This window comes from Pseudomonas muyukensis (assembly GCF_019139535.1).
Taxonomy (GTDB): Bacteria; Pseudomonadota; Gammaproteobacteria; order Pseudomonadales; family Pseudomonadaceae; genus Aquipseudomonas; species Aquipseudomonas muyukensis.
This window is the reverse complement of record NZ_CP077073.1, coordinates 2,267,963-2,288,125: the sequence shown is the minus strand read 5'-3', so window position 1 is coordinate 2,288,125 and position 20,163 is coordinate 2,267,963. Positions and strand designations below refer to the sequence as shown.

The 20,163-nt window shown below is 66.3% G+C and carries 20 protein-coding genes and 5 tRNA genes; 5 read left to right on the top strand and 20 right to left on the bottom strand.

Annotation, left to right across the window (positions count from 1 at the left end; genetic code table 11):
* Positions 1-51: 51 nt before the first annotated feature.
* From murB to KSS95_RS10305, 8 genes are all read right to left on the bottom strand, one after another.
* The gene (gene murB / locus KSS95_RS10340) at positions 52-1,071 is read right to left on the bottom strand and encodes a UDP-N-acetylmuramate dehydrogenase (RefSeq protein WP_217853572.1); all 1,020 of its coding nucleotides are present in this window, start codon (positions 1,069-1,071) and stop codon (positions 52-54) included.
* Entirely contained in the window at positions 1,068-1,532 is a 465-nt protein-coding gene (locus KSS95_RS10335) for a low molecular weight protein-tyrosine-phosphatase (protein WP_217853571.1), read from the bottom strand. The genes murB and KSS95_RS10335 overlap by 4 nt, the downstream gene beginning before the upstream one ends.
* Positions 1,532-2,296 carry a 3-deoxy-manno-octulosonate cytidylyltransferase gene (kdsB, locus tag KSS95_RS10330; protein ID WP_217853570.1) on the bottom strand — a complete coding sequence of 255 codons (765 nt, stop codon included), beginning with the start codon at positions 2,294-2,296 and terminating at the stop codon, positions 1,532-1,534. The genes KSS95_RS10335 and kdsB overlap by 1 nt, the downstream gene beginning before the upstream one ends.
* Positions 2,293-2,478, bottom strand: coding sequence for a Trm112 family protein (locus KSS95_RS10325; RefSeq protein ID WP_217853569.1), 186 nt, complete (start codon positions 2,476-2,478; stop codon positions 2,293-2,295). Before KSS95_RS10325 ends, kdsB begins: the two co-directional genes overlap by 4 nt.
* 41 nt (positions 2,479-2,519) lie before the next feature.
* Positions 2,520-3,530: a tetraacyldisaccharide 4'-kinase gene (gene lpxK / locus KSS95_RS10320; RefSeq protein ID WP_217853568.1), complete on the bottom strand. Its 1,011-nt coding sequence runs from the start codon at positions 3,528-3,530 to the stop codon at positions 2,520-2,522.
* Positions 3,530-3,964 (bottom strand): ExbD/TolR family protein, encoded by a 435-nt coding sequence (locus KSS95_RS10315; protein WP_217853567.1) that lies wholly within the window; start codon positions 3,962-3,964, stop codon positions 3,530-3,532. Before KSS95_RS10315 ends, lpxK begins: the two co-directional genes overlap by 1 nt.
* Complete coding sequence (locus KSS95_RS10310; protein WP_028690976.1) at positions 3,961-4,596, bottom strand: MotA/TolQ/ExbB proton channel family protein; 636 nt, start codon at positions 4,594-4,596, stop codon at positions 3,961-3,963. The genes KSS95_RS10315 and KSS95_RS10310 overlap by 4 nt, the downstream gene beginning before the upstream one ends.
* A 230-nt stretch (positions 4,597-4,826) precedes the next feature.
* On the bottom strand, positions 4,827-7,034 hold the full coding sequence (locus KSS95_RS10305; RefSeq protein ID WP_217853566.1) for a DNA internalization-related competence protein ComEC/Rec2: 2,208 nt from the start codon (positions 7,032-7,034) through the stop codon (positions 4,827-4,829).
* 143 nt (positions 7,035-7,177) lie between these two features.
* On the opposite strand from KSS95_RS10305, the gene KSS95_RS10300 reads away from it, so the two are divergent.
* Positions 7,178-7,819 (top strand): DUF2062 domain-containing protein, encoded by a 642-nt coding sequence (locus KSS95_RS10300; RefSeq protein WP_217853565.1) that lies wholly within the window; start codon positions 7,178-7,180, stop codon positions 7,817-7,819.
* On the opposite strand, the gene KSS95_RS10295 is transcribed toward KSS95_RS10300, so the two are convergent.
* The 3 genes from KSS95_RS10295 to KSS95_RS10285 all read right to left on the bottom strand — a co-directional run bounded on the left by KSS95_RS10295 (position 7,703) and on the right by KSS95_RS10285 (position 10,167).
* Positions 7,703-8,482 carry an ABC transporter permease gene (locus KSS95_RS10295; RefSeq protein ID WP_217853564.1) on the bottom strand — a complete coding sequence of 260 codons (780 nt, stop codon included), beginning with the start codon at positions 8,480-8,482 and terminating at the stop codon, positions 7,703-7,705. The two genes, KSS95_RS10300 and KSS95_RS10295, sit on opposite strands and share 117 nt — an antisense overlap.
* The gene (locus tag KSS95_RS10290) at positions 8,479-9,411 is read right to left on the bottom strand and encodes an ABC transporter ATP-binding protein (protein WP_217853563.1); all 933 of its coding nucleotides are present in this window, start codon (positions 9,409-9,411) and stop codon (positions 8,479-8,481) included. The genes KSS95_RS10295 and KSS95_RS10290 overlap by 4 nt, the downstream gene beginning before the upstream one ends.
* A 132-nt stretch (positions 9,412-9,543) precedes the next feature.
* Positions 9,544-10,167, bottom strand: coding sequence for a glutathione S-transferase (locus KSS95_RS10285; protein WP_217853562.1), 624 nt, complete (start codon positions 10,165-10,167; stop codon positions 9,544-9,546).
* Positions 10,168-10,455: 288 nt separating this feature from the next.
* On the opposite strand from KSS95_RS10285, the gene KSS95_RS10280 reads away from it, so the two are divergent.
* Positions 10,456-12,903 (top strand): acyl-CoA dehydrogenase, encoded by a 2,448-nt coding sequence (locus tag KSS95_RS10280; protein WP_217853561.1) that lies wholly within the window; start codon positions 10,456-10,458, stop codon positions 12,901-12,903.
* 115 nt (positions 12,904-13,018) lie between these two features.
* The gene (locus KSS95_RS10275; RefSeq protein WP_217853560.1) at positions 13,019-13,429 is read left to right on the top strand and encodes a PA2817 family protein; all 411 of its coding nucleotides are present in this window, start codon (positions 13,019-13,021) and stop codon (positions 13,427-13,429) included.
* 94 nt (positions 13,430-13,523) lie between these two features.
* On the opposite strand, the gene KSS95_RS10270 is transcribed toward KSS95_RS10275, so the two are convergent.
* From KSS95_RS10270 to KSS95_RS10250, 5 genes are all read right to left on the bottom strand, one after another.
* Positions 13,524-13,599 (bottom strand) — tRNA-Gly (locus KSS95_RS10270).
* 81 nt (positions 13,600-13,680) lie between these two features.
* Positions 13,681-13,756, bottom strand: a tRNA-Gly gene (locus KSS95_RS10265).
* A gap of 4 nt (positions 13,757-13,760) precedes the next feature.
* Positions 13,761-13,836, bottom strand: a tRNA-Glu gene (locus KSS95_RS10260).
* A 94-nt stretch (positions 13,837-13,930) separates the two neighbouring features.
* Positions 13,931-14,006 (bottom strand) — tRNA-Gly (locus KSS95_RS10255).
* A gap of 4 nt (positions 14,007-14,010) precedes the next feature.
* Positions 14,011-14,086: transfer RNA gene (locus KSS95_RS10250), tRNA-Glu, on the bottom strand.
* 378 nt (positions 14,087-14,464) lie between these two features.
* Between KSS95_RS10250 and KSS95_RS10245 the strand changes: the two genes are divergently transcribed.
* On the top strand, positions 14,465-15,232 hold the full coding sequence (locus tag KSS95_RS10245) for a hypothetical protein (protein WP_217853559.1): 768 nt from the start codon (positions 14,465-14,467) through the stop codon (positions 15,230-15,232).
* Between the two features lie 88 nt (positions 15,233-15,320).
* Here the strand turns inward: KSS95_RS10245 and KSS95_RS10240 are convergent, their stop codons facing one another.
* Together KSS95_RS10240 and KSS95_RS10235 are read right to left on the bottom strand one after the other, a co-directional pair.
* Entirely contained in the window at positions 15,321-15,803 is a 483-nt protein-coding gene (locus tag KSS95_RS10240) for a GAF domain-containing protein (RefSeq protein WP_217853558.1), read from the bottom strand.
* Positions 15,804-16,691 (bottom strand): ATP-binding protein, encoded by an 888-nt coding sequence (locus KSS95_RS10235; protein WP_217853557.1) that lies wholly within the window; start codon positions 16,689-16,691, stop codon positions 15,804-15,806.
* Positions 16,692-16,791: 100 nt separating this feature from the next.
* Between KSS95_RS10235 and KSS95_RS10230 the strand changes: the two genes are divergently transcribed.
* Positions 16,792-19,146 carry a response regulator gene (locus KSS95_RS10230; RefSeq protein ID WP_217853556.1) on the top strand — a complete coding sequence of 785 codons (2,355 nt, stop codon included), beginning with the start codon at positions 16,792-16,794 and terminating at the stop codon, positions 19,144-19,146.
* Here the strand turns inward: KSS95_RS10230 and KSS95_RS10225 are convergent.
* On the bottom strand, positions 19,136-19,624 hold the full coding sequence (locus KSS95_RS10225; RefSeq protein ID WP_217853555.1) for a glutathione peroxidase: 489 nt from the start codon (positions 19,622-19,624) through the stop codon (positions 19,136-19,138). The genes KSS95_RS10230 and KSS95_RS10225 overlap by 11 nt on opposite strands.
* Before the next feature lie 13 nt (positions 19,625-19,637).
* Positions 19,638-20,033: a peptide-methionine (R)-S-oxide reductase MsrB gene (msrB, locus tag KSS95_RS10220; RefSeq protein ID WP_217853554.1), complete on the bottom strand. Its 396-nt coding sequence runs from the start codon at positions 20,031-20,033 to the stop codon at positions 19,638-19,640.
* Positions 20,034-20,163 lie beyond the last annotated feature (130 nt).

Below are 20,163 nucleotides of genomic sequence, written 5' to 3'. Positions count from 1 at the left end.
CCGTAGGAGCCGGCCTTGCCGGCGAACCAGGCGACGCGGTGCTGGCACTGATCAGTACAGGTTCGGCTCCATCTCAAGCGCCACCCCGAAGCGTTCGAGGATATCCGCCTGGATCCGCTGCGCCAGCCCATGCAACTGCGCCCCGCTCGCCTGGCCATAATTGACCAGCACCAGCGACTGCAAACGGTGCACCCCGGCATCGCCATCGCGATAGCCTTTCCAGCCCGCCTGCTCGATCAGCCAGCCGGCCGCCAGCTTCACCTGGCCATCGGCCTGTGGATAAGCCACCACGCCCGGGTACTGTGCGCGAATCCGCTCAACCAGCGCCGCCGGCACCACCGGATTCTTGAAGAAGCTTCCGGCATTGCCCAGCTCGGCCGGGTCCGGCAGCTTCTCCCGGCGGATGCTGCAGATCGCCTCGCTGATCGCCTGCGCGCTCGGCTGATCGACGCCCTGCTCCGCCAGGCGTTGACGCACCGGGCCATAGTCCAGGTGTGCCTGCAAGGTGCGGCTCAAGGCAAAGCGCACGCGCAGGATCAGCCAGCGCCCGGGAGTGCGCTTGAACAGGCTGTCGCGGTAGCCAAAGGCGCACGCCTCCAGCGAGAAATCCCGCAATTCACCGGTCTCGCGATCCAGCGCGGTCAAGCCGGCGAACACATCCTTGATCTCCACGCCATAGGCACCGACGTTCTGCATCGGCGCGGCGCCCACGGTGCCGGGGATCAAGCTGAGGTTCTCCAGCCCGCACAAGCCTTGCGCAAGGCTCCACTGCACGAACGGATGCCACGGCTCACCGGCCTCGGCCTCCACCACCACGCGCTGTCCATCGTCGCTGAGCAGGCGTCGACCACGGCTGGCCATGTGCAGCACCAGGGCCTCGACATCGCGGGACAGCAACAGGTTGCTGCCGCCGCCGATCACCAGCACCGGCACCTGCCGCTCGGCAGCCTGGGCCAAGGCATCGCGGACCTCGTCGTCGTCATGGGCCTGGGTGAAATAGCGGGCACTGACATCAATGCCAAAGGTGTTGTAGGGCTTGAGCGACACCCGCTCCTGCCAGTGCGCCGTCATAACCGCCCCTTGATTTCCACGACCAGCTCGCGGCAGGCCGCCTCGATCAGGTCAAGCACCTGCTCGAAGCCCTCGGCGCCGCCGTAGTAAGGGTCCGGTACTTCATCCAGGGCCGCGCCATAACGGCGCAGGAACAGGTCGAGCTCGCCCTTGGCGTTGTGCGGGCGCAGCGCCTGCAGGTTGCCCAGGTTGCTCTTGTCCATGGCCAGCACCAGGTCGTACTCGGCAAAGTGCGCCGTTTTGACCTGCTGGGCACGCTGGCGCGACAGGTCGTAGCCACGGGCCAGGGCGGCCTTGCAGGTACGGTTGTCGGGCGCCTTGCCCACATGCCAGTCGCCGGTGCCGGCGGAGGCTACCTGCACCACATCACCGAGGCCTGCGGCCTGCAATTGGTGGCGCAGCACGCCTTCGGCAGTTGGCGAACGGCAGATGTTGCCGAGGCAGACGAACAGGACGCGCATCAGGCCTCCAGCAAGCGCCGGACGCGCTCCAGGTCTTCAGGGGTATCCACGCCCACAGCCGGCGCCTCGATGGCGTCGGCGACATGGATGCGCACGCCGTGCCACAGGGCGCGCAGTTGCTCCAGCGACTCGGTCTGCTCCAGCCAGCACGGGCCCCAGGCGACGAAGTCCTGCAGGAAGCCCACGCGGTAGGCGTACATGCCGATATGGCGACGGTACGGCACATCCTGTGGCATGCGCTCGCGGTCCGCGGCGAAGGCGTCGCGGGCCCAGGGCAGCGGGGCACGACTGAAGGTCAGGGCCAGGCCGTGCTTATCGCTCACCACCTTTACTGCATTGGGGTTGAAGATGGTTTCCGGGGCGTGGATCGGCTCGGCCAGGGTGGCGATGCCGGCCTCGGGGTGCGCGGCGAGGTTGGCTGCTACCTGGTCGATGATCACCGGCGGAATCAGCGGCTCGTCGCCCTGCACATTGACGATGATGGCATCGGCGGCCAAGCCCAGCTGGGTGGCCACTTCGGCCAGGCGGTCGGTGCCCGACTCGTGGTCGGCGCGCGTCAGCAGCACTTCGGCGCCGAACGCCTGGCAGGCCGCGACAATGCCGGCGTCGTCGGTGGCGATGACCACCCGCGCGGCGCCGCTCTTGCGCGCTTGTTCCCACACATGCTGGACCATCGGCTTGCCGGCGATCGGCAGCAAGGGCTTGCCCGGCAGGCGCGTGGAACGCAGCCGGGCAGGGATCACCACGGTGAAGGCCAGGCTCATTTGTCCAGGCGCTCGTCGTCGGTCAGGGTGCGCGCCTCGCTCTCCAGCATCACCGGAATGCCGTCGCGGATCGGGTAGGCCAGGCCCGCGCCCTTGCTGATCAGCTCGCTCTTGTCGGCGCTGAGCTTGAGCGGGCCCTTGGTGATCGGGCAGGCCAGGATATCGAGCAGTTTGGTGTCCATGGAGGTTTCCTTGAGGCCAGTGGCCGGAAAATGAAAAAGGCTCAGGGCCGGGGACGGCCAGGCAACAGGCGGTCGAGCTGGGCGTCGAACCAGGCGCGAAACGCCGGTGACGGCACGGCATCGACGGCCAGGTACCACCAGTCTTCGGCGGCGAAGGGCCGGCATTTCACCGCATCCTTCTCGGTCATCACCAGCGGCAGCGAGGGGCTGAACGACAGCACCTCGCGGCTGTACGGCGCATGGTCGGCGAAGGGGTGCGGCACCGGCTGCCAGTTTAGCCCCAGCAGGGTGTTGAAGAAACGTTGCGGGTTGCCGATGCCGGCCACGGCGTGCAGCGCCTGGCCGGCAGGGAACAGGTCGAGGCCACGGCGCTCGCCACTGCGCAGGTTGATCAGCGCCGAGGGCTGCAGGCCGAAGGCGAAGCCGTCGTCGCGGTCGGCCTCGGCGCCATTGAACAGCACCGCGTCCGCCTCGCCCAGGCGCTCGGCGGGTTCGCGCAGCGGGCCGGCTGGCAGGCAGCGGCGGTTGCCCAGGCCACGGGCGGCATCGATCAGCACCAGTTCCAGGTCGCGGGCCAGGCGGTAGTGCTGCATGCCGTCGTCGCAGAGAATCAGGTCTGGCGCGTCACTGGCCAGCAACGCCTGGACCGCACGCGAGCGGTCAGGGTCGATCATCAGCGGCACACCGCTGCGCTGGACGATCAGCAAAGGCTCGTCACCGGCCTGCCCGGCCGGCTGATCGGCGCTGACGCGCCACGGGTACTGGGGTGGCTTGGCCCCGTAGCCACGGCTGACCACGCCAACCTTGAGCCCCTGCCGGCGGCAGTGCTCGATCAGCCAGAGGATCATCGGCGTCTTGCCGGTGCCGCCCACGGTGATGTTGCCCACCACGATCACCGGCACCGGGGCGCGATAGCTGGCGCTCTGGCCACTGAGGAAGCGCGCGCGCTTGCGCGTCACCACCCGCCGGTACAGGGCCTCCAGCGGGCGCAGCAAGGCCAGTGCCGGGTGCCCGGCGTACCAGGCGGCAAGCAGACGGTCGGCGAAGGCCATCAGGGGTTGCCCTGCGCGGCCTCGACGGTGGTCATGCGCAACTTGCTGAAGCCGAGCTTGCCGGCCGCATCCATTGCGGTGACCACGGCCTGGTGCGGGGTCTTGCCGTCGGCGCTGATGGCCAGCGGCAGGGTGATGTCACCGCCGGACTCCTTCTCGATCGCCTCGGTCAGGGTATCCAGGTCGCTCTTGGGCAGCAGGTGGTTGTTCACCGAGTACACGCCATCGGCGCTGATGGTGACCTCGATCAGCTTGCCGTCATCGGGCTGCGCGGGCGCGGCGCTGCTGGCCTCGGGCAGCTCGACGCGCAACTGGGTCTCGCGGGTGAAGGTGGTGGTGACCACGAAGAACAGCAGCAGCACGAACACCACGTCGATCAGCGACGCCAGGTTGATATCGACGTTCTCGCGCTGACGGTTGCGCCGGAACTTCACGCCTTGCCTCCGGCCACTTCCACTTCACGATCGCCCTGCAGCACTTCCACCAGCTTGATCGCTTCCTGTTCCATGCCCACCACCAGCTCGTCGATGCGGCGCAGCAGGAAACGGTGGAAGAACACCGCCGGGATACCGACCATCAGGCCAGCCGCGGTGGTAACCAGGGCCTTGGAAATACCGCCGGCCAGTACCGCGGCGTTGGCGGTCATCTGCGAGCCCATGAAGGCGCTGAAGATGTCGATCATGCCCAGCACGGTGCCCAGCAAGCCCAGCAACGGGGCCATGGCGGCGATGGTGCCGAGGGTGCTGATGTAGCGCTCGAGCTCGTGGATGACCCGCGAAGCGGCTTCCTCGATGCACTCTTTCATGATTTCGCGGCCATGGCGCGAGTTGGCCAGGCCCGCGGCGAGGATCTCACCCAGCGGCGAATCGGCGCGCAAGGCCTTGAGCTTGTCACTGGTCAGTTGCTTGTCCTTGATCCACATCCACACCTGGCCCAGCAGGTGCGGCGGGGTGACACGGCTGGCGCGCAGGGTCCACAGGCGCTCGACGACGATCGCCATGGCGGCGATGGAGCTCAGGATGATCGGCAGCATCATCCAGCCACCAGACTTGACCAATTCCCACACAGTAAGCATCCCCTCGGAAAAAGGCCGCCACTCTACCATAGGCGCGCAGGGGGCTCATCTGCCGGAGGTCAGGGAACATGCAATCACGGCTTTTGCAGGAGCGGCCTTGTGTCGCGAAGGGGCGCGCAGCGGCCCGAGGATCTTTGTCCTGTCCAAGAATGCCGGGGCCGCTTTGCGGCCCATCGCGACACAAGGCCGCTCCTACAGGAATCGCGCCCGCTGCCGGATCATCAACTGCCTCCACCACCCCGCCAAAACCTGCGCCCGGCGCGCTCCCCCACCGCCCCACCCTGACTGCCCAACCGCAACCCCAGCGCCCCCTCCAGGGCGGTGTCATGCACCCGCACCCCGTGCCGCCGATAACGCTCGATAACCTGTGGATGCGGATGCCCGAAGCCATTGTGCCGCCCGCGCGATATCAACACCCCGCGCGGGGCCATGGCCCTTAGCATCACCTCGCTGGACGAGGTGCGGCTGCCATGGTGCGGCGCCTGCAGCCAATCAATGCGGGTATCGGCATTGCCCGCCAGCCAGGCCCGCTCGGCACCGGCCTCCATGTCGCCTGCCAGCAGCAAACGCTCACCATTGGCCTCGACCCGCAGCACGCAAGAACGCTCGTTACTCGACGGCCCCTGCGGCCAGTGCCAAAGCTCGAACTCGACGCCATCCCACTGCCAGCGCTCACCGCTGCTGCAAATCGCCCCGCCAGTGTTCTCCCCGCCCAGCTCGCGCAACACCGGCAGGCCCCGGCGAATGGCCCCGGCGCCCCCGGCATGGTCGGCATGGGCATGGCTGATCAGCATCAGGTCCAGCTGCCGTACCCCAAGCTTGCGCAAGGTCGGCAGCACCACGCTTTCGCCCAGGTCGCTCTCCCCCATCGCAGGGCCTGCGTCATACAGCAGGCTGTGCTGGCGCGTGCGCAGCAACACCGCCAGCCCTTGACCAACGTCCAACTGCCAGACTTCGACCTGGCCATGTGGCACCTGCTCGCGTGGCACCCACAAGGCCAGCAACAGGACCGCACCCGGCACACGCAAGGGCACACCCCGAGGCAACAGCGCCAGCAACGCGCCAAGCCCCACCAGCAGCCCAGCCCACAGCGGCAGCGGCTCGCCTGTCCACGCCGGCACAAGCCCTGCCGCCCAGGCAAGCCAGCCAAACAGGCCGTGCAGCGAAACGCCCGCCAACCACAACAGCCCCTCCCCCAGCCAAGGCAGCGGCAGCAGCGCGGTACCGAGCAAGGCCAAGGGCAGCACCGCCAGGCTCAGCCACGGCACCGCCAGCAAGTTGGCCAGCGGCGCCGTAAGGCTGATCGGCAGGCCCAGCGCCAGCAACACCGGCAGCAGGCCCACGGCGATCACCCATTGCGCCCGCGTCCAGGCCTGCCAGGGCCGCCAGGCGCCCAGCCGGGCAGAAAAACACAGCGCCAGCACCGCCACGGCGGCAAACGACAGCCAGAAGCCCGGCAACAGGCTGGCCAGCGGCTCGACCAGCAACACCCCCAGCAGCGCCAGCAACAAGGGCAGCCCCACGCCCAGCTGGCGAAAGCGCAGGCGCCACAGCAGCACCACCGCCAGCATCAGGCAGGCACGCTGCACCGGCACGCCATACCCCGCCAGCCAGCCGTACAGCAGCGCAGCCCCCATGGCCAGGCCGCAGGCCCAGGGCAACCAAGGCAGGCGCCGCGGCCACCCGCCCAAGCGGGCCAGCCCGGCCACCGCGCCATACACCAACCCGGCCAGCAGCCCGATGTGCTGCCCGGAGATCACCAGCAAATGGACCGTGCCGGTGGCTTGCAGGGCCTGCCAATCCTGGCGCGCCAACCCCGCGCCATCGCCCAGCACCAGCGCAGCCAGGGCCGCCTCACGCCCCTGGGCATCGACCGCCAGCAAGCGTTGGCGGATGCCGTCGCGCCAATCGAGGGCGGGAGCGCCGAGCCACTCACCCGCCTTGACCGTGCCGGTGGCGCCGATGCGCCGCGCCAGCAGGGTCGCCTCGCGGTCCGGGCCATGGGGGTTGAGCAACCCATGCGGGCGGCGCAGGTTGACCGCCAGCCGCCAGCGCTCCCCGGCGTGCAGTGCGGGGCCATCGAACCAGGTCAGTTGTAGATGTTGCGGCAGTTCAGCCCGACGCGAACGGGGCTGCTCCAGCTCGAAACGCACACCCCGTTCGCTGCGCGCCGGCAGGCCGACCACCCGCCCCTCCAGCCACAAGGTGCGCCCGTCCAGTGCCATGGCCAGCCGATCATCCAGTGCCTGCTGTGCCGATCCGCACGCCCAGCACAGCCCCAACAGGTAGCAGCCAAGCGGCCAGCCTCGCGTACGCAGGCAGGCCAGCCCCAGCAATGACAGTGCAAGCAACCACCCGACCGGTGGCAAAGCAGGCAGAAAACGCAGGCTCAACAGCCCGAGCGCGAGCGCCAGCATCCCTGTACGCATGAGATAGAGCTCCAGAAGCGAAAACGGCCCCTGAGGCTTAGTCGATTGGCAGGGAAATCCTGCTAATCAATTGTCACAAACTCTGAACGAGGCTGCGCTTCAATCAAGGCATACTGACGCCCATCAACCCGCCGGGAGCCCACATGCCGCGCCGTCTGTTCAAACGCTACATGCCGGACCCGACCAGCATCCGGGAACACAAGTCCTTACGCTTTTTCGGCACGCTGCTGCACGACCCCAACCTCTGGCACCTGAATCGACATTCGGTGGCGCGGGCCATGGGCGTCGGCCTGTTCGCCGCACTCATCCCCATCCCCATGCAGATGCTGCTGGCCGCGGCGCTGGCCATCCCGGTACGGGGCAACCTGCCCATCGCGGTGAGCCTGGTGTGGCTGACCAACCCGCTGACCATGCCACCGGTGTTCTTCGTGACCTACATGACCGGCGCCTGGCTGATGCAGGTGCCGCCGCGCACCCTGCCGGAGGAGATCACCGTCGACTGGGTCACCGACCAGCTGGCGACGATCTGGCAACCGTTCCTGCTGGGCTCGGTGGTGTGCGGGGTGGTGCTCGGCGTGCTGGCCTACTTCACCACCATGCTGTACTGGCGCTGGTGGGTGGGCCGGCAATGGCGCCGGCGCCAGTGTCGCTGCTCGGTCGCCCGGGGCTCAGGCGCGCATGCCGCGGCCGCTGACCAGCAGGCGCACGCACAGCGCATAGAGCACGGCGGTAGCCACCAGCATGAAGCTGATCGCGGTGCCAATGCTGATATCCGACACCCCTAGGATGCCGTAGCGGAACGAGTTGACCATGTGCAGTACCGGGTTGGCCAGCGACACGGTCTGCCAGAACGGCGGCAGCAGGTTGATCGAGTAGAACACCCCACCCAGGTAGGTCAGCGGCGTCAGCACGAAGGTCGGGATGATCGAGATATCGTCGAAGTTACGCGCGAACACGGCGTTGACGAAGCCCAGCAACGAGAAGATGGTCGCGGTCAACAACACCACGACGACGGTCACCCCCAGGTGGTGCACCTGCAGGTGGGTGAAGAACATCGACAGGATGGTCACGATCACCCCCACCGCCAACCCGCGCAGCACGCCGCCCAGCACATAGCCGACGAGGATGGTGTGCGGTGACACCGGCGAGACCATCAGCTCCTCGATGGAGCGCTGGAACTTGCTGCCGAAGAAGCTCGACACCACGTTGCCGTAGGAGTTGGTGATCACCGACATCATGATCAGCCCCGGCACGATGTACTCCATGTAGGTAAAGCCGCCCATGGCGCCGATCTGCCGGCCGATCAGGTTACCGAAGATCACGAAGTACAGGACCATGGTGATCGCTGGCGGCAGCAGGGTCTGCGGCCAGATGCGCAGGAAACGCCGCACCTCGCGGTAGACGATGGTATTCAGGGCGACCCAGTTGGTGCGCAGTTCCACGCTCATACGGCCACCTTCGACAGGTTCTTTTCCACCAGGGACACGAACAGCTCCTCGAGTCGATTGGTCTTGTTGCGCAGGCTCTGCACCTCGATGTTCTTCAGTGCCAGCTGGCCGAACAGCGCGGTGATGCCGATGTCCTTGTCCACCTGCACCTCGAGGGTGTGCGGGGTGATCAACCGGCACGGATAGCCTTGCAGCTCAGGGGCGGCGGGCAGGTCGCGCTTGAGGTCGAGCACGAAGGTCTCGACGTGCAGCTTGCCCAGCAGCTGGCGCATGCTGGTGTTCTCGACGATGGTGCCGTGGTCGATGATGCCGATGTTGCGGCACAGCTGCTCGGCCTCTTCGAGGTAATGGGTGGTGAGGATGATGGTGATGCCCTTCTGGTTGAGCTCGGTGAGGAAGCTCCACATCGAGCGGCGCAGCTCGATGTCCACCCCGGCGGTCGGCTCGTCGAGAATCAACAGGCGCGGCTCGTGGATCAGCGCCCGGGCAATCATCAACCGGCGCTTCATGCCGCCGGACAACGACCGCGATTGCACGTCGCGCTTGTCCCACAGGCCGAGCTGGGTCAGGTACTGTTCGGCGCGCTCCTTGGCCAGCTTGGGCGGGATGCCGTAGTAGCCGGCCTGGGTCACGACGATGTCGAAGGTCTTCTCGAACTGGTTGAAGTTGAACTCCTGGGGCACCACGCCCAGGCAGCGCTTGAGCGCCGCGGGCGACCGGTCCAGGTCGTTGCCGAACACGTTGACCGTGCCGCTGGTCTTGTTCACCAGGGTCGAGAGAATGCCGATGGTGGTGGATTTGCCCGCGCCGTTGGGGCCGAGCAAGGCGAAGAAGTCGCCTTCGGAGACGTCCAGGTCGATGCCCTTGAGGGCCTGGAAACCGTTGCCGTAGGTCTTGGTCAGCTGTCGGATGGACAGGGCGGAACTCATAGCGGGTCAGGTACCGATAAAAAGGTTCAGGACACGCCAGGCAAAGTCACTGGCGCAGTGCGTGCGGCCATGGTGCAAGGGCTGGCCGCACAAGTACAGTCACATCTATTGATAATGACTATTGAAGCACCCTCAGGTCAGCGCGGTCATCACCGCCGCCTGGTAGGCGGGGCGCTGTTTCAGGCGCTCATACCAGGCCTCGAGGTGGTACATGGCTGGGCGTTCGATGGGCATTTCGAACCAGGCGTAGATGAAGCTGCCCAGGGGGATGTCGCCCATGCCGATCTGCTTGCCTGACAGGTACGGCTGCTTGGCCAGGGTGGCGTCGGCGATGCTCAGCAGCTCGGCGCACTGCTTGTGCGCGGCGTTGATCGCCACCCAGTCGCGCTGCTCTTCAGGGGTGCGCAGCAGGCCCCAGAACAGCGGACGGAAAGGGCCGGCGAGGGACGATGTGGTCCAGTCCATCCATTTGTCGGCCAGGGCGCGCTGGCGAGGATCGTCGAGGTACCAGCCCTGCTCGGCGCCATATTCGGCGCACAGGTAGCGAACGATGGCGTTCGACTCCCACAGCACCAGGTCGCCGTCTTCGAGCATGGGCACCAGGCCGTTGGGGTTGCGGGCACGGTAGTCGGGGTCGTTGACCACGCCAAAGGCGCCGCCGGCGTCGATGGCTTCGAAGTCCAGGCCCAGTTCGTGGGCGATCCACAGCGCCTTGCGCACATTGCTCGAGTTCTTGCGGCCCCAGATCTTCAGCATGGCAACGTCCTTAATGGATAGCGGGAGGTGGCACAGTCTACTCCACGCGGTGAAGGCTGCCAGTGAAACCGGGAACTGCGGCGCAGCCCGTTCGCCGTGGGAATGCGCGTGGCCCTGTAGCAGCGGCATTGCCTGGCGAAAGGGCCGCAAGGCGGCCCCCGGATCCATCGACAGCCACCGAACGAACTCCCAGCGCCGCGCCCTGTCATTTCCTAGGCAGGCCATCGGCCCCGGTGCGTCTAAGCTCTGTGGGTTGGCCATACGCCCCGCTTCCAAGGAGGAAGGATTATGTTGCTGTTGTGGTTGGTGGTGCTGGTGCTCGGCGCCGCGTATCTCACGCACCGGCGCCTGGCGCCGCTGCAGATCCTCGCGGCACTGGCCGCCTACACCCTGCTCATGGGCATCTTCAGCAGCGCGCCCGGCTGGCTGCTGGCGCTGATCTGGCTGGTGATCGCCGTCAAGGTGGCCTTCTTCGCCCTGCCCGACCTGCGCCGCCAGCTTTTCAGCGCCCCGGTGTTCGGCTGGTTCCAGCGTACCCTGCCGCCAATGTCGCAGACCGAACGCGAAGCCATCGACGCCGGCACCGTCTGGTGGGACGGCCAGCTGTTCAGCGGCCGCCCGGCCTGGAACACCCTGCTCGACTACCCCGCCGCCAAGCTCACCGAGGAAGAACAGGCATTCATCGACGGCCCCACCGAGCAGCTCTGCGCCATGGTCAGCGACTGGCAGATCGGCCAGGACCTCGACCTGCCGGGCGCCGCCTGGGACTTCATCAAGCAGCACGGCTTTTTCGCCCTGATCATCCCCAAGCAATACGGCGGCAAGGGCTTCTCGGCCTATGCCCACTCCCAGGTGGCGATGAAGCTGGCCACCCGCAGCGGCGACCTGGCCTCCACGGTGATGGTGCCCAATTCCCTGGGCCCGGCCGAGCTGCTGCTGCATTACGGCACCGATGAACAGCGCAACCACTACCTGCCGCGCCTGGCCCGCGGCGAAGAGATCCCCTGCTTCGCCCTCACCGGCCCGCTGGCCGGCTCCGACGCAGGCGCCATGCCCGACACCGGCATCGTCTGCAAGGGCCAGTGGCAGGGCGAGGAAGTCATCGGCCTGCGCCTGAACTGGGAAAAGCGCTACATCACCCTCGGCCCGGTCGCCACCCTGCTCGGCCTGGCGTTCAAGGCCTACGACCCGGACCACCTGCTGGGCGACCAGCAAGACCTGGGCATCAGCCTGGCGCTGATCCCCACCGACACCCCCGGCGTCGAGATCGGCAAGCGCCACCTACCGCTGGGCGCGGCCTTCATGAATGGCCCCAACAGCGGCAAGGACGTGTTCGTGCCGCTGGACCTGCTGATCGGCGGCCAGGCCATGCTCGGCAAGGGCTGGATGATGCTGATGAACTGCCTGTCGGTGGGCCGCTCGATCTCGCTGCCAGCGGTGGGCACTGGCGCGGCCAAGTACACCAGCCTGGTCACCGGCCAGTACGCGCGCATCCGCGAGCAATTCAACGTGCCGCTGGCGGCCTTCGAAGGCATCCAGGAATCCCTGGCGCGCATCGGCGGCAACGCCTGGCTGATGGACAGCGCGCGCCTGCTCACCGCCAACGCGGTGGACCTGGGCGAAAAGCCTTCGGTGCTGTCGGCGATCCTCAAGTACCACCTCACCGAGCGTGGCCGCGAATGCATCCAGCACGCCATGGACGTGCACGGCGGCAAGGGCATCATCATGGGCCCGAACAACTACCTGGGGCGCAACTGGCAAGGGGCGCCGATCTTCATCACCGTCGAGGGCGCGAACATCCTCTCGCGCAACCTGATGATCTTCGGCCAGGGCGCGATCCGCTGCCACCCGTTCGTGCTCAAGGAAATGGCCCTGGCTGGGCGCGAGGACCGCGACCAGGCGCTCAAGGAGTTCGACGACCTGTTGCTGCAGCACATCCTGTTCGCCGCCGGCAATGCCGCCAGCACCTTGGTGCTAGGCCTGGGCCTGGGGCATTTCGAGAAGGTACCCGGCGATGCCCTGAGCCAGGGCTATTTCCGCGCCCTTAACCGCCAGGCGGCGGCCTTCGCCCTGCTGGCCGACCTGTCGATGATGCTGCTGGGCGGCGCGCTCAAGCGCCGCGAGCGCCTGAGCGCACGCCTGGGCGACGTGCTCAGCTACCTGTACCTGGCCAGCGCGGCGCTCAAGCGCTACCACGACCTCGGCTCGCCGGAGCACATGCGCCCGCTGCTGCGCTGGGCGCTGGAGGAAAGCCTGGGCCAGGCAGAGAACGCCCTCGCCACGCTGCTCGACAACTTCCCCAACCGCTTCATCGGCTGCGCCCTGCGTGTGCTGGTGTTCCCGTTCGGGCGCCGCCACACCGGCCCGAGCGACGCCCTGGATGCCGAGGTCGCCGAGCTGATCGGCCGACGCCAGGGCGACCCGGCGCTGGAAGAACTGCTCACCGGCTGCTTCCGCCCACAGGCCGACGGCGACCCGGTGGCGGCACTGCAACGGGCCAGCGATCTGCTGGACGACGCGGCATCGCTGCACAAGGTGCTGCATCAGGCGATCAAGGAAGGCAAGGTGCGCGTAGCAGCGGGACAATCGCCGATCGACGCGGCGGTGGCCGCCGGCGTGTTGCAGGCCGATGAGGGCCAACGCCTGCACGCCGCCGAGCGGGCACGCCGCGTGGTGATCGATGTCGACGCGTTCGACAAGGCGCAACTGGCTGGCGCGCAAGGCATCATTCGCTGATGATCGGGGCAGGTCCTGAGGGGTGGCAGCGGGCCGGCATCGCCGGCGGCGCTGCCAGCCCAGGTAAAACCGGCGTATACTCCGCGCCCGTTTCAACCATCCCGAGGAGCGCCCCATGGCCAATCCCCACCTGGACTACCACCTGCAGCTGCTGCATCACCTGCGCACCATCCTGGCCGCGCTGGGTGAAGCCGAACAGGTACCGGAGGAAAGCCACGCCCTGTTCCTCGAGCGCTTCGACGAGCTGCTGACCCTGCTGCCGCAAGACCCGCTGCAAAGCCAGTACCTGGGTCAGGACCTGATCTGCCAGGTGATCCAGCGCTACCCACAGATCGCCCACCTGGTCCCGCGTGACCTGCTGTGGTTCTTCGGCGGCGACTGCCTGCACTTCATGCCGGACGAGGAACTGGACCTGTACCAGACCCTGGAAGAGCGGCGCTACGAAGCAGAGCAAAACGACGAGCCGTTCGACTGGAACCTGGAAAAGCAGCTGCTGACCCAGCCGGGCGCCGGTACCCAGCACTGAGGCCAGGCGGGCGGGCCTGGCCCCGCCCTCTCGCCGCCGCCGGCAAAACCGAAGCAAAAAAAAACGCCACTTCAATGAAGTGGCGTTTTCGATTTGGAGCGGGAAACGAGACTCGAACTCGCGACCCCGACCTTGGCAAGGTCGTGCTCTACCAACTGAGCTATTCCCGCAGGGTGAAGCGTTGCTACCTGTGGCGTGAAGCGCCTTGAAGACCTTCACCACCGGCACCGCCTGAAACGATGCCTTGAAACTGGAGCGGGAAACGAGACTCGAACTCGCGACCCCGACCTTGGCAAGGTCGTGCTCTACCAACTGAGCTATTCCCGCAATATGGCGTCCCCTAGGGGACTCGAACCCCTGTTACCGCCGTGAAAGGGCGGTGTCCTAGGCCACTAGACGAAGGGGACTAAGCCGACGCTTTGCAGCGTACCAGCACATGAACCTCACGATTCAGACTGGATTTTCTTTTCCTGCCCTGCCGCGAAGCAGTGCCGGAGAAACTGGAGCGGGAAACGAGACTCGAACTCGCGACCCCGACCTTGGCAAGGTCGTGCTCTACCAACTGAGCTATTCCCGCAATATGGCGTCCCCTAGGGGACTCGAACCCCTGTTACCGCCGTGAAAGGGCGGTGTCCTAGGCCACTAGACGAAGGGGACACGCTGCTCGCATTACCTGTTTAAAGTACTGCTTGCTTTCACTCCCTGCCGCGTTTCGCTGTGCGCTTTACGCTGCAAGTGGCGCGCATTCTATGGATGCCTTGCAGGGTCGTCAACCCCTTTGTAGAAATTTATTTAAATCAATGACTTCCCGTTGCCACAGGGGGTGGTGCAGGATGTGTCCGGGGTTTGGCGTTGATTTTCTGACACGGCCTCGGCAAGCTCATAGCCATGTGCCATCAACTGTAGATTCGCGTAGCCCTGCCGACATAGAAGCAAGGCGCGAGCGCGCGGGTTCCGCCGGGCTGCACTGTTCGCCCCCGGGTGAACTCACTACACTCTTTACCAGATGCAAAACTTCTTCATGAGGCGTTAACGGTGACACCACTTCTGATCACCCTGCTTATCGTGGCGGGCATCGCACTACTGATCGTGATCGGCTACCTCAACAACGTGGTCGAGAACAGCAAGCTCGAGCGCGCACGCTTGAAAGTCGAACTCGCCGATCGCCTGCGCCGCTGTGGCGAGATCACCGAAACCTTCCCGGGCCAGTTCATGACCCCGGCCCTCAAGCTGCTGCTGACCCGCCTGGAGCTGAACCTCAACCAGCGCCAGCTGGCACTGGACAAGCACAGCGGCGACCTCAAGGCGCGCATCGCCGAGCTCGAGGGGCTGATCGGCCAGGCCGAGCGCATCCCGGTGAACAACCCGCCCTCGCCTATCCATACCGAAGCCAAGGCCAAGGATGTGCGCTTCCTGCTGGAGCTGCTGCACAACCAGATCGTGCGCGCCACCCAGGAAGGCTTCCTGGCCACCAACGAAGGCAAGTACTGGGTCAAGGAGATCCGCCATATCCTGGTGCTGCTGCACATCGAGTTCTTCAACAACCTGGGCCAGCAGGCCCTGCAGCAGAACCAGCCGGGCCAGGCACGCCTGGCCTTCGAGCGGGGCGTGCAATACCTGCGCAAGCAGCCCGAGCCCAAGCAGTATGAAGAGCAGCTGACTTACCTGGAGAAACTGCTGAATCGCGCCAACGCCCAGGTGCTGGACCAGATGGAGCCGGCGGAGAACGACCAGAACGCGCTGACCCAGGGTTTGAAGACCGACGAGGACGAGACCTGGAAGAAGAAGGTCATCTACGATTGATCGATCCAGGCCAAGGCCTGTTCGCCGGCAAGCCGGCGAACAGGAGCAAACGAAAAGAAAGGGGCCTTTGCAGGCCCCTTCTTCATTTTCAGCAGTCGCTCAACGCGAGGAACACCTCGACCAACCGCTCCAGCCCGGCCTGGTCGACCTCGCTGAAACGCGCCAGTTTCGGGCTGTCCAGATCAAGCACGCCAATCAGCCTGCCGGCCTTCACCAGCGGGATCACCAGTTCGCTGTTGGACGCGCTGTCGCAAGCGATGTGCCCGGGGAAGGCATGCACATCCTCGACCCGCTGGGTTTGCCGGGTGGCCGCCGCGGCACCGCACACGCCCCGGCCGAACGGAATGCGCACACATGCCACCTGGCCCTGGAACGGGCCGAGCACCAGCTCCTCGTTGCGATTGAGGTAGAACCCCGCCCAGTTCAGGTCCTCGACCTGGCTGAACAGCAACGCCGAGAACTGCGCGGCATTGGCGATGAAGTCGCGCTCGTCGGCAAACAGCGCCCGCACTTGCGCAGCCAGCAGGTCGTAGCCATCGAGGCCCTGGCCACTGGCATTGAGGTCGATCATTTATTTCTGCTCCAGCAATTGCAGCCCGACCCAATAGCGGGCGAACTGATAGGCACAACGGCCATTACGGTTACCGCGGCCGGTCGCCCAGCGCACGGCGAGGATGTCCAGCGCCTCGTCACGCTGCCAGCGCAGCCCGGCCGGGCGCGCCAGTTGGCCGATCCAGTGCTCGACCACGTTGAGGAAGTGCTCCTGGGAGAACGGATAGAACGACAGCCACAGGCCGAAGCGGTCGGACAGGGCGATCTTGTCCTCCACCGCCTCGTTGGGGTGCAGCTCGCCGTCGACCATCTTCCAGTTTTCGTTGTCGCTCTGTTTCTCCGGCACCAGGTGGCGACGGTTGGAGGTGGCATACAGCAGCACGTTGTCCGGGGCCTGCTCCAGCGAGCCGTCGAGCACGCTCTTGAGCACCCGGTAGTCGCCCTCCCCGGCCTCGAACGACAAGTCGTCGCAAAACAGGATGAAACGCTGCTCGAGCTTTTGCAGCTGCTCGACCACCCGCGGCAGGTCGGCCAGGTGGTCGCGCTCGATCTCGATCAGGCGCAGGCCCTGGCCTGCGTGTTCGGCCAGCAGCGCGCGCACCAGCGACGACTTGCCGGTGCCACGCGAGCCCCACAGCAAGGCGTGGTTGGCCGGCAGGCCATTGATGAACTGGTGGGTGTTGCGGCCCAGTTGGTCGCGCTGCTGGTCGACGCCGATCAGGTCGGACAGGCGAATATCCAGGCTGACCTCCAGCGGCATCAGGTAGCCACTGCGGCCATCGCGCTGCCAGCGGGCGGCCAGGGTATGGCCCCAGTCGATGTTCGGGCGTTGCGCGGGCAACAGGGGTTCGAGACGCGCAAGCACGGATTCGGCGCGGTCGAGAAAAGCGATAAGTCGGGCGTCCATGACGACTCCTAGTGGTTTGTCTGGGCGCGCGCAGCGCCCCTTGATTCATGCTCAACTGAAATGAACAGACAGACCCGCCAGCAGCCAGGGCTGATCGGCTATGCTTGCGCAGCGCACGGAGCAAGTAACCGGCTTGGGACCCATGGATATCAAGTTCACCAATCGCCTGTCATACAAGCAAGCCCGGTTGACAGTCCTGGTCGGCTTCATCCTGGGAACATTGCTCAGTCTCATCCAGATCGGCATCGATTATGCCAGCGAAGACGCGTCCATCAACCGTGAAATTCAGGCGTTGATGAAGATCAGCCACGACACGGCCTCGCGCATCGCCTACAACATCGACACCGAGCTCGCCCAGGAGCTCACCGGCGGCCTGCTGCAATCGCCGGCGGTGATCCGCGCGCAACTGATCGACAACAACGACACGGTGCTGGCCGATGTCCAGCGGCCACGCCTGGAAAGCCGCTACCGGCCGCTGTCGGACTTCCTGTTCGGCGAGCAGCGCCAGTTCCGCGACCGCCTGTTCCTCGCCCACATGCCCAAGGAATACCTCGGCACCCTGTACCTGGACGTCGACACCTATGCCTTCGGCGGGCGCTTTCTCGACCGCGCCGGGGTCACCCTGGTCAACGGTTTTGCCCGCAGCCTGGTGCTCACCGGCATCCTCCTGGGGCTGTTCTACCTGATGCTGACCAAACCCCTGGTCACGGTGATTGGCGCGCTCAGCGGCAACGACGCGCGCACCCCGCGGCACACCCGCGTCGACTGCCCCAAGGGCCACGAGAACGACGAGATCGGCGTGCTGGTGCGGGTCGCCAACCAACAGTTCGTCAGCATGGCCACCGAGATCCAGCAACGGCGCAGCGCCGAGAACCGCCTGACCCAGTACCTCAACGAGCTGGAAGACATCGTCTCGGCGCGCACCGACGAACTCAAGGCCAGCAACAGCCGCCTGAGCCTGTCCAACCAGGAACTGGACGAGGCCCGCCAGCGCGCCCTGGACATGGCCCAGGCCCGCGCGGCATTCCTGGCCAACATGAGCCACGAGATCCGCACCCCGCTCAACGGCATGCTCGGCATGATCGCCCTGGCCCTGGACAGCGGCCTGGCCGCCGAACAGCGCCAGCAGCTGTCGATCGCCCACGACTCGGGCAAGGTGCTGGTGGAGTTGCTCAACGATATCCTCGACCTGTCCAAGTTCGACGCCGGGCAACTGGAGCTCGAGCGCATTGCCTTCGACCTCGGGGCGATGGTCGAGGACACCGCCAACCTGCTGTCGCAAAATGCCGCGCCCAGCGTCGAGCTGACCTGCCTGATCGCCCCGGACTTCCCCAGCACGGTGCTCGGCGACCCGACGCGGGTCCGCCAGATCGTCAGCAACCTGCTGTCCAACGCCCTCAAGTTCACCCGCTTCGGCCGCGTCGACCTGCGCCTGTCGTGCATTGTCGGCGGCGTGCGCCTGCAGGTCTGCGACACGGGCATCGGCATCCCCGAAGAGGCCCAGGCGCGCATCTTCCAGCCCTTCACCCAGGCCGGCGCCGGCATCACCCGCCAATACGGCGGCACCGGCCTGGGCCTGGCCCTGACGCGCAACCTGTGCAAGGCCATGCAGGGCCACCTGACCATCCATTCCGAAACCGGTTTTGGCAGCCGCTTCAGCGCCGACCTGCCCCTGCCCGCCCACACCGAGGCCATCCCGCCAGCGCCGCTGACCGGGCGCGTGGTGGCCCTGGGCAACGCCGGCAGCGGCCTGGCCGAACTGCTCGGGCAATTGCTGCCGCGCTGGGGACTGGACTACGCCCGGCATGACAAGGCCGCCGAACTGGCCGGCAGCACGGTCGACCTGCTGATCACCGACGACCTCGACCATGTGCTCGACCTGCGTCCGACCATCCAAGCGCCAATCCTGCTGGTGACCGCCTACGGCAACTTCCTGCCCAGCGAGCAGGCCACGCAACTGGCGCCGCTGCACCAGCTGGCCCGGCCCCTGGCGCGCAACGCCCTGTACCAGACGCTGCGCCGCACCCTGCTGGGCGAGCCCAGCGCGCCCCTGCCCCACGAGGTGCCGGCGACCCTGGAGCGCCGCGCGCGGGTGCTGCTGGTGGAAGACAACCCGGTGAACCAGCTGGTGGCCAAGGGCATGCTCGGCAAGCTCGGCTGCCAGGTGCAGGTCGCCGCCCATGGCGGCGAGGCCCTGGAGCGCCTGGAAGAGGAGGATTTCGACCTGGTGCTGATGGACTGCAACATGCCGGTGATGGACGGCTACGAGGCCAGCCGGCGCATCCGCCAGGGCGGGCGCTGGCCAGAGCTGCCGATCGTCGCGTTGACCGCCAATGCCATGCCCGAGGAGCGCGAACGCTGCCGCGCCGCGGGCATGAACGACTACCTGGCCAAGCCGTTTCGCCGCGAGGAGCTACTGGCGCTGATCGACCACTGGGTGCCGCTCAGCGGCTGAGCAGAGGCTCGATCGCCGACTTCAGCGCTTCTGGCTTGGTGGTCGGGGCGAAGCGAGTGACCTGGCCGCTGGCCGGGTCGACCAGGAACTTGGTGAAGTTCCACTTGATCTTCTGCGTGCCCAGCAGCCCCGGGGCCCGACGCTTGAGCTCGGCGAACAGCGGATGAGCGCCGGGGCCATTGACCTCGACCTTGCGAAACAGCGGGAAGCTCACGCCGAAATTGGCCTCGCAGAACTGCGCAATCTCGCGGGCATCGCCCGGCTCCTGCTTGCCGAACTGGTTGCAGGGGAAGCCCAGCACCACCAGGCCCTGCTCGCGGTAGGCCTGCCACAGGCGCTCCAGGCCCTTGTACTGGGGAGTGAAGCCGCACTGGCTGGCGGTGTTGACCACCAGCAGCGCCTTGCCGGGGAAATCGCCGAGCTTCTTGTGCTCGCCGCCCAGGGTGACACAGGGGATGTCCAGCAGTGCATCGGCCATGGTTGGCGCTCCGTCAGTCGCGGGGTTTGAGATCCAGGCACACCGAGTTGATGCAGTAGCGCAGCCCGGTCGGCGGCGGGCCGTCGGGGAACACATGGCCGAGGTGGGCGTCGCACTGGGCGCAGGTGACTTCAGTGCGGATCATGCCGTGGGAGGTGTCGCGGATCTCGATCATCGCGGCGGCCTCGATGGGCTCGTAGAAACTCGGCCAGCCGCAGCCGGAATCGAACTTGGCCTTGGCGTCGAACAGCGCCAGGTTGCAGCAGATGCAATGGTAGATGCCGTCGCGGCGCTCGCTGTTGTACTTGCCGCTGAACGGCCGCTCGGTGCCCTTGAGCCGGCACACCTGGTACTGGGCCGGGTCGAGCATGGCGCGCCATTCGTCCAGGGTTTTCTCGAACTTTTGCATGATGGGACCTCGGCAGGCTGAATTTCACCTCGCGCTGGCTTTTCCCTGGCGCGGGTGGCACGTATATTAGTTGGCTTCGTGTGCAAGGCAGCAAGTCTGGCACCCGCTTCCCGCCCTTTCAAACCTTTCG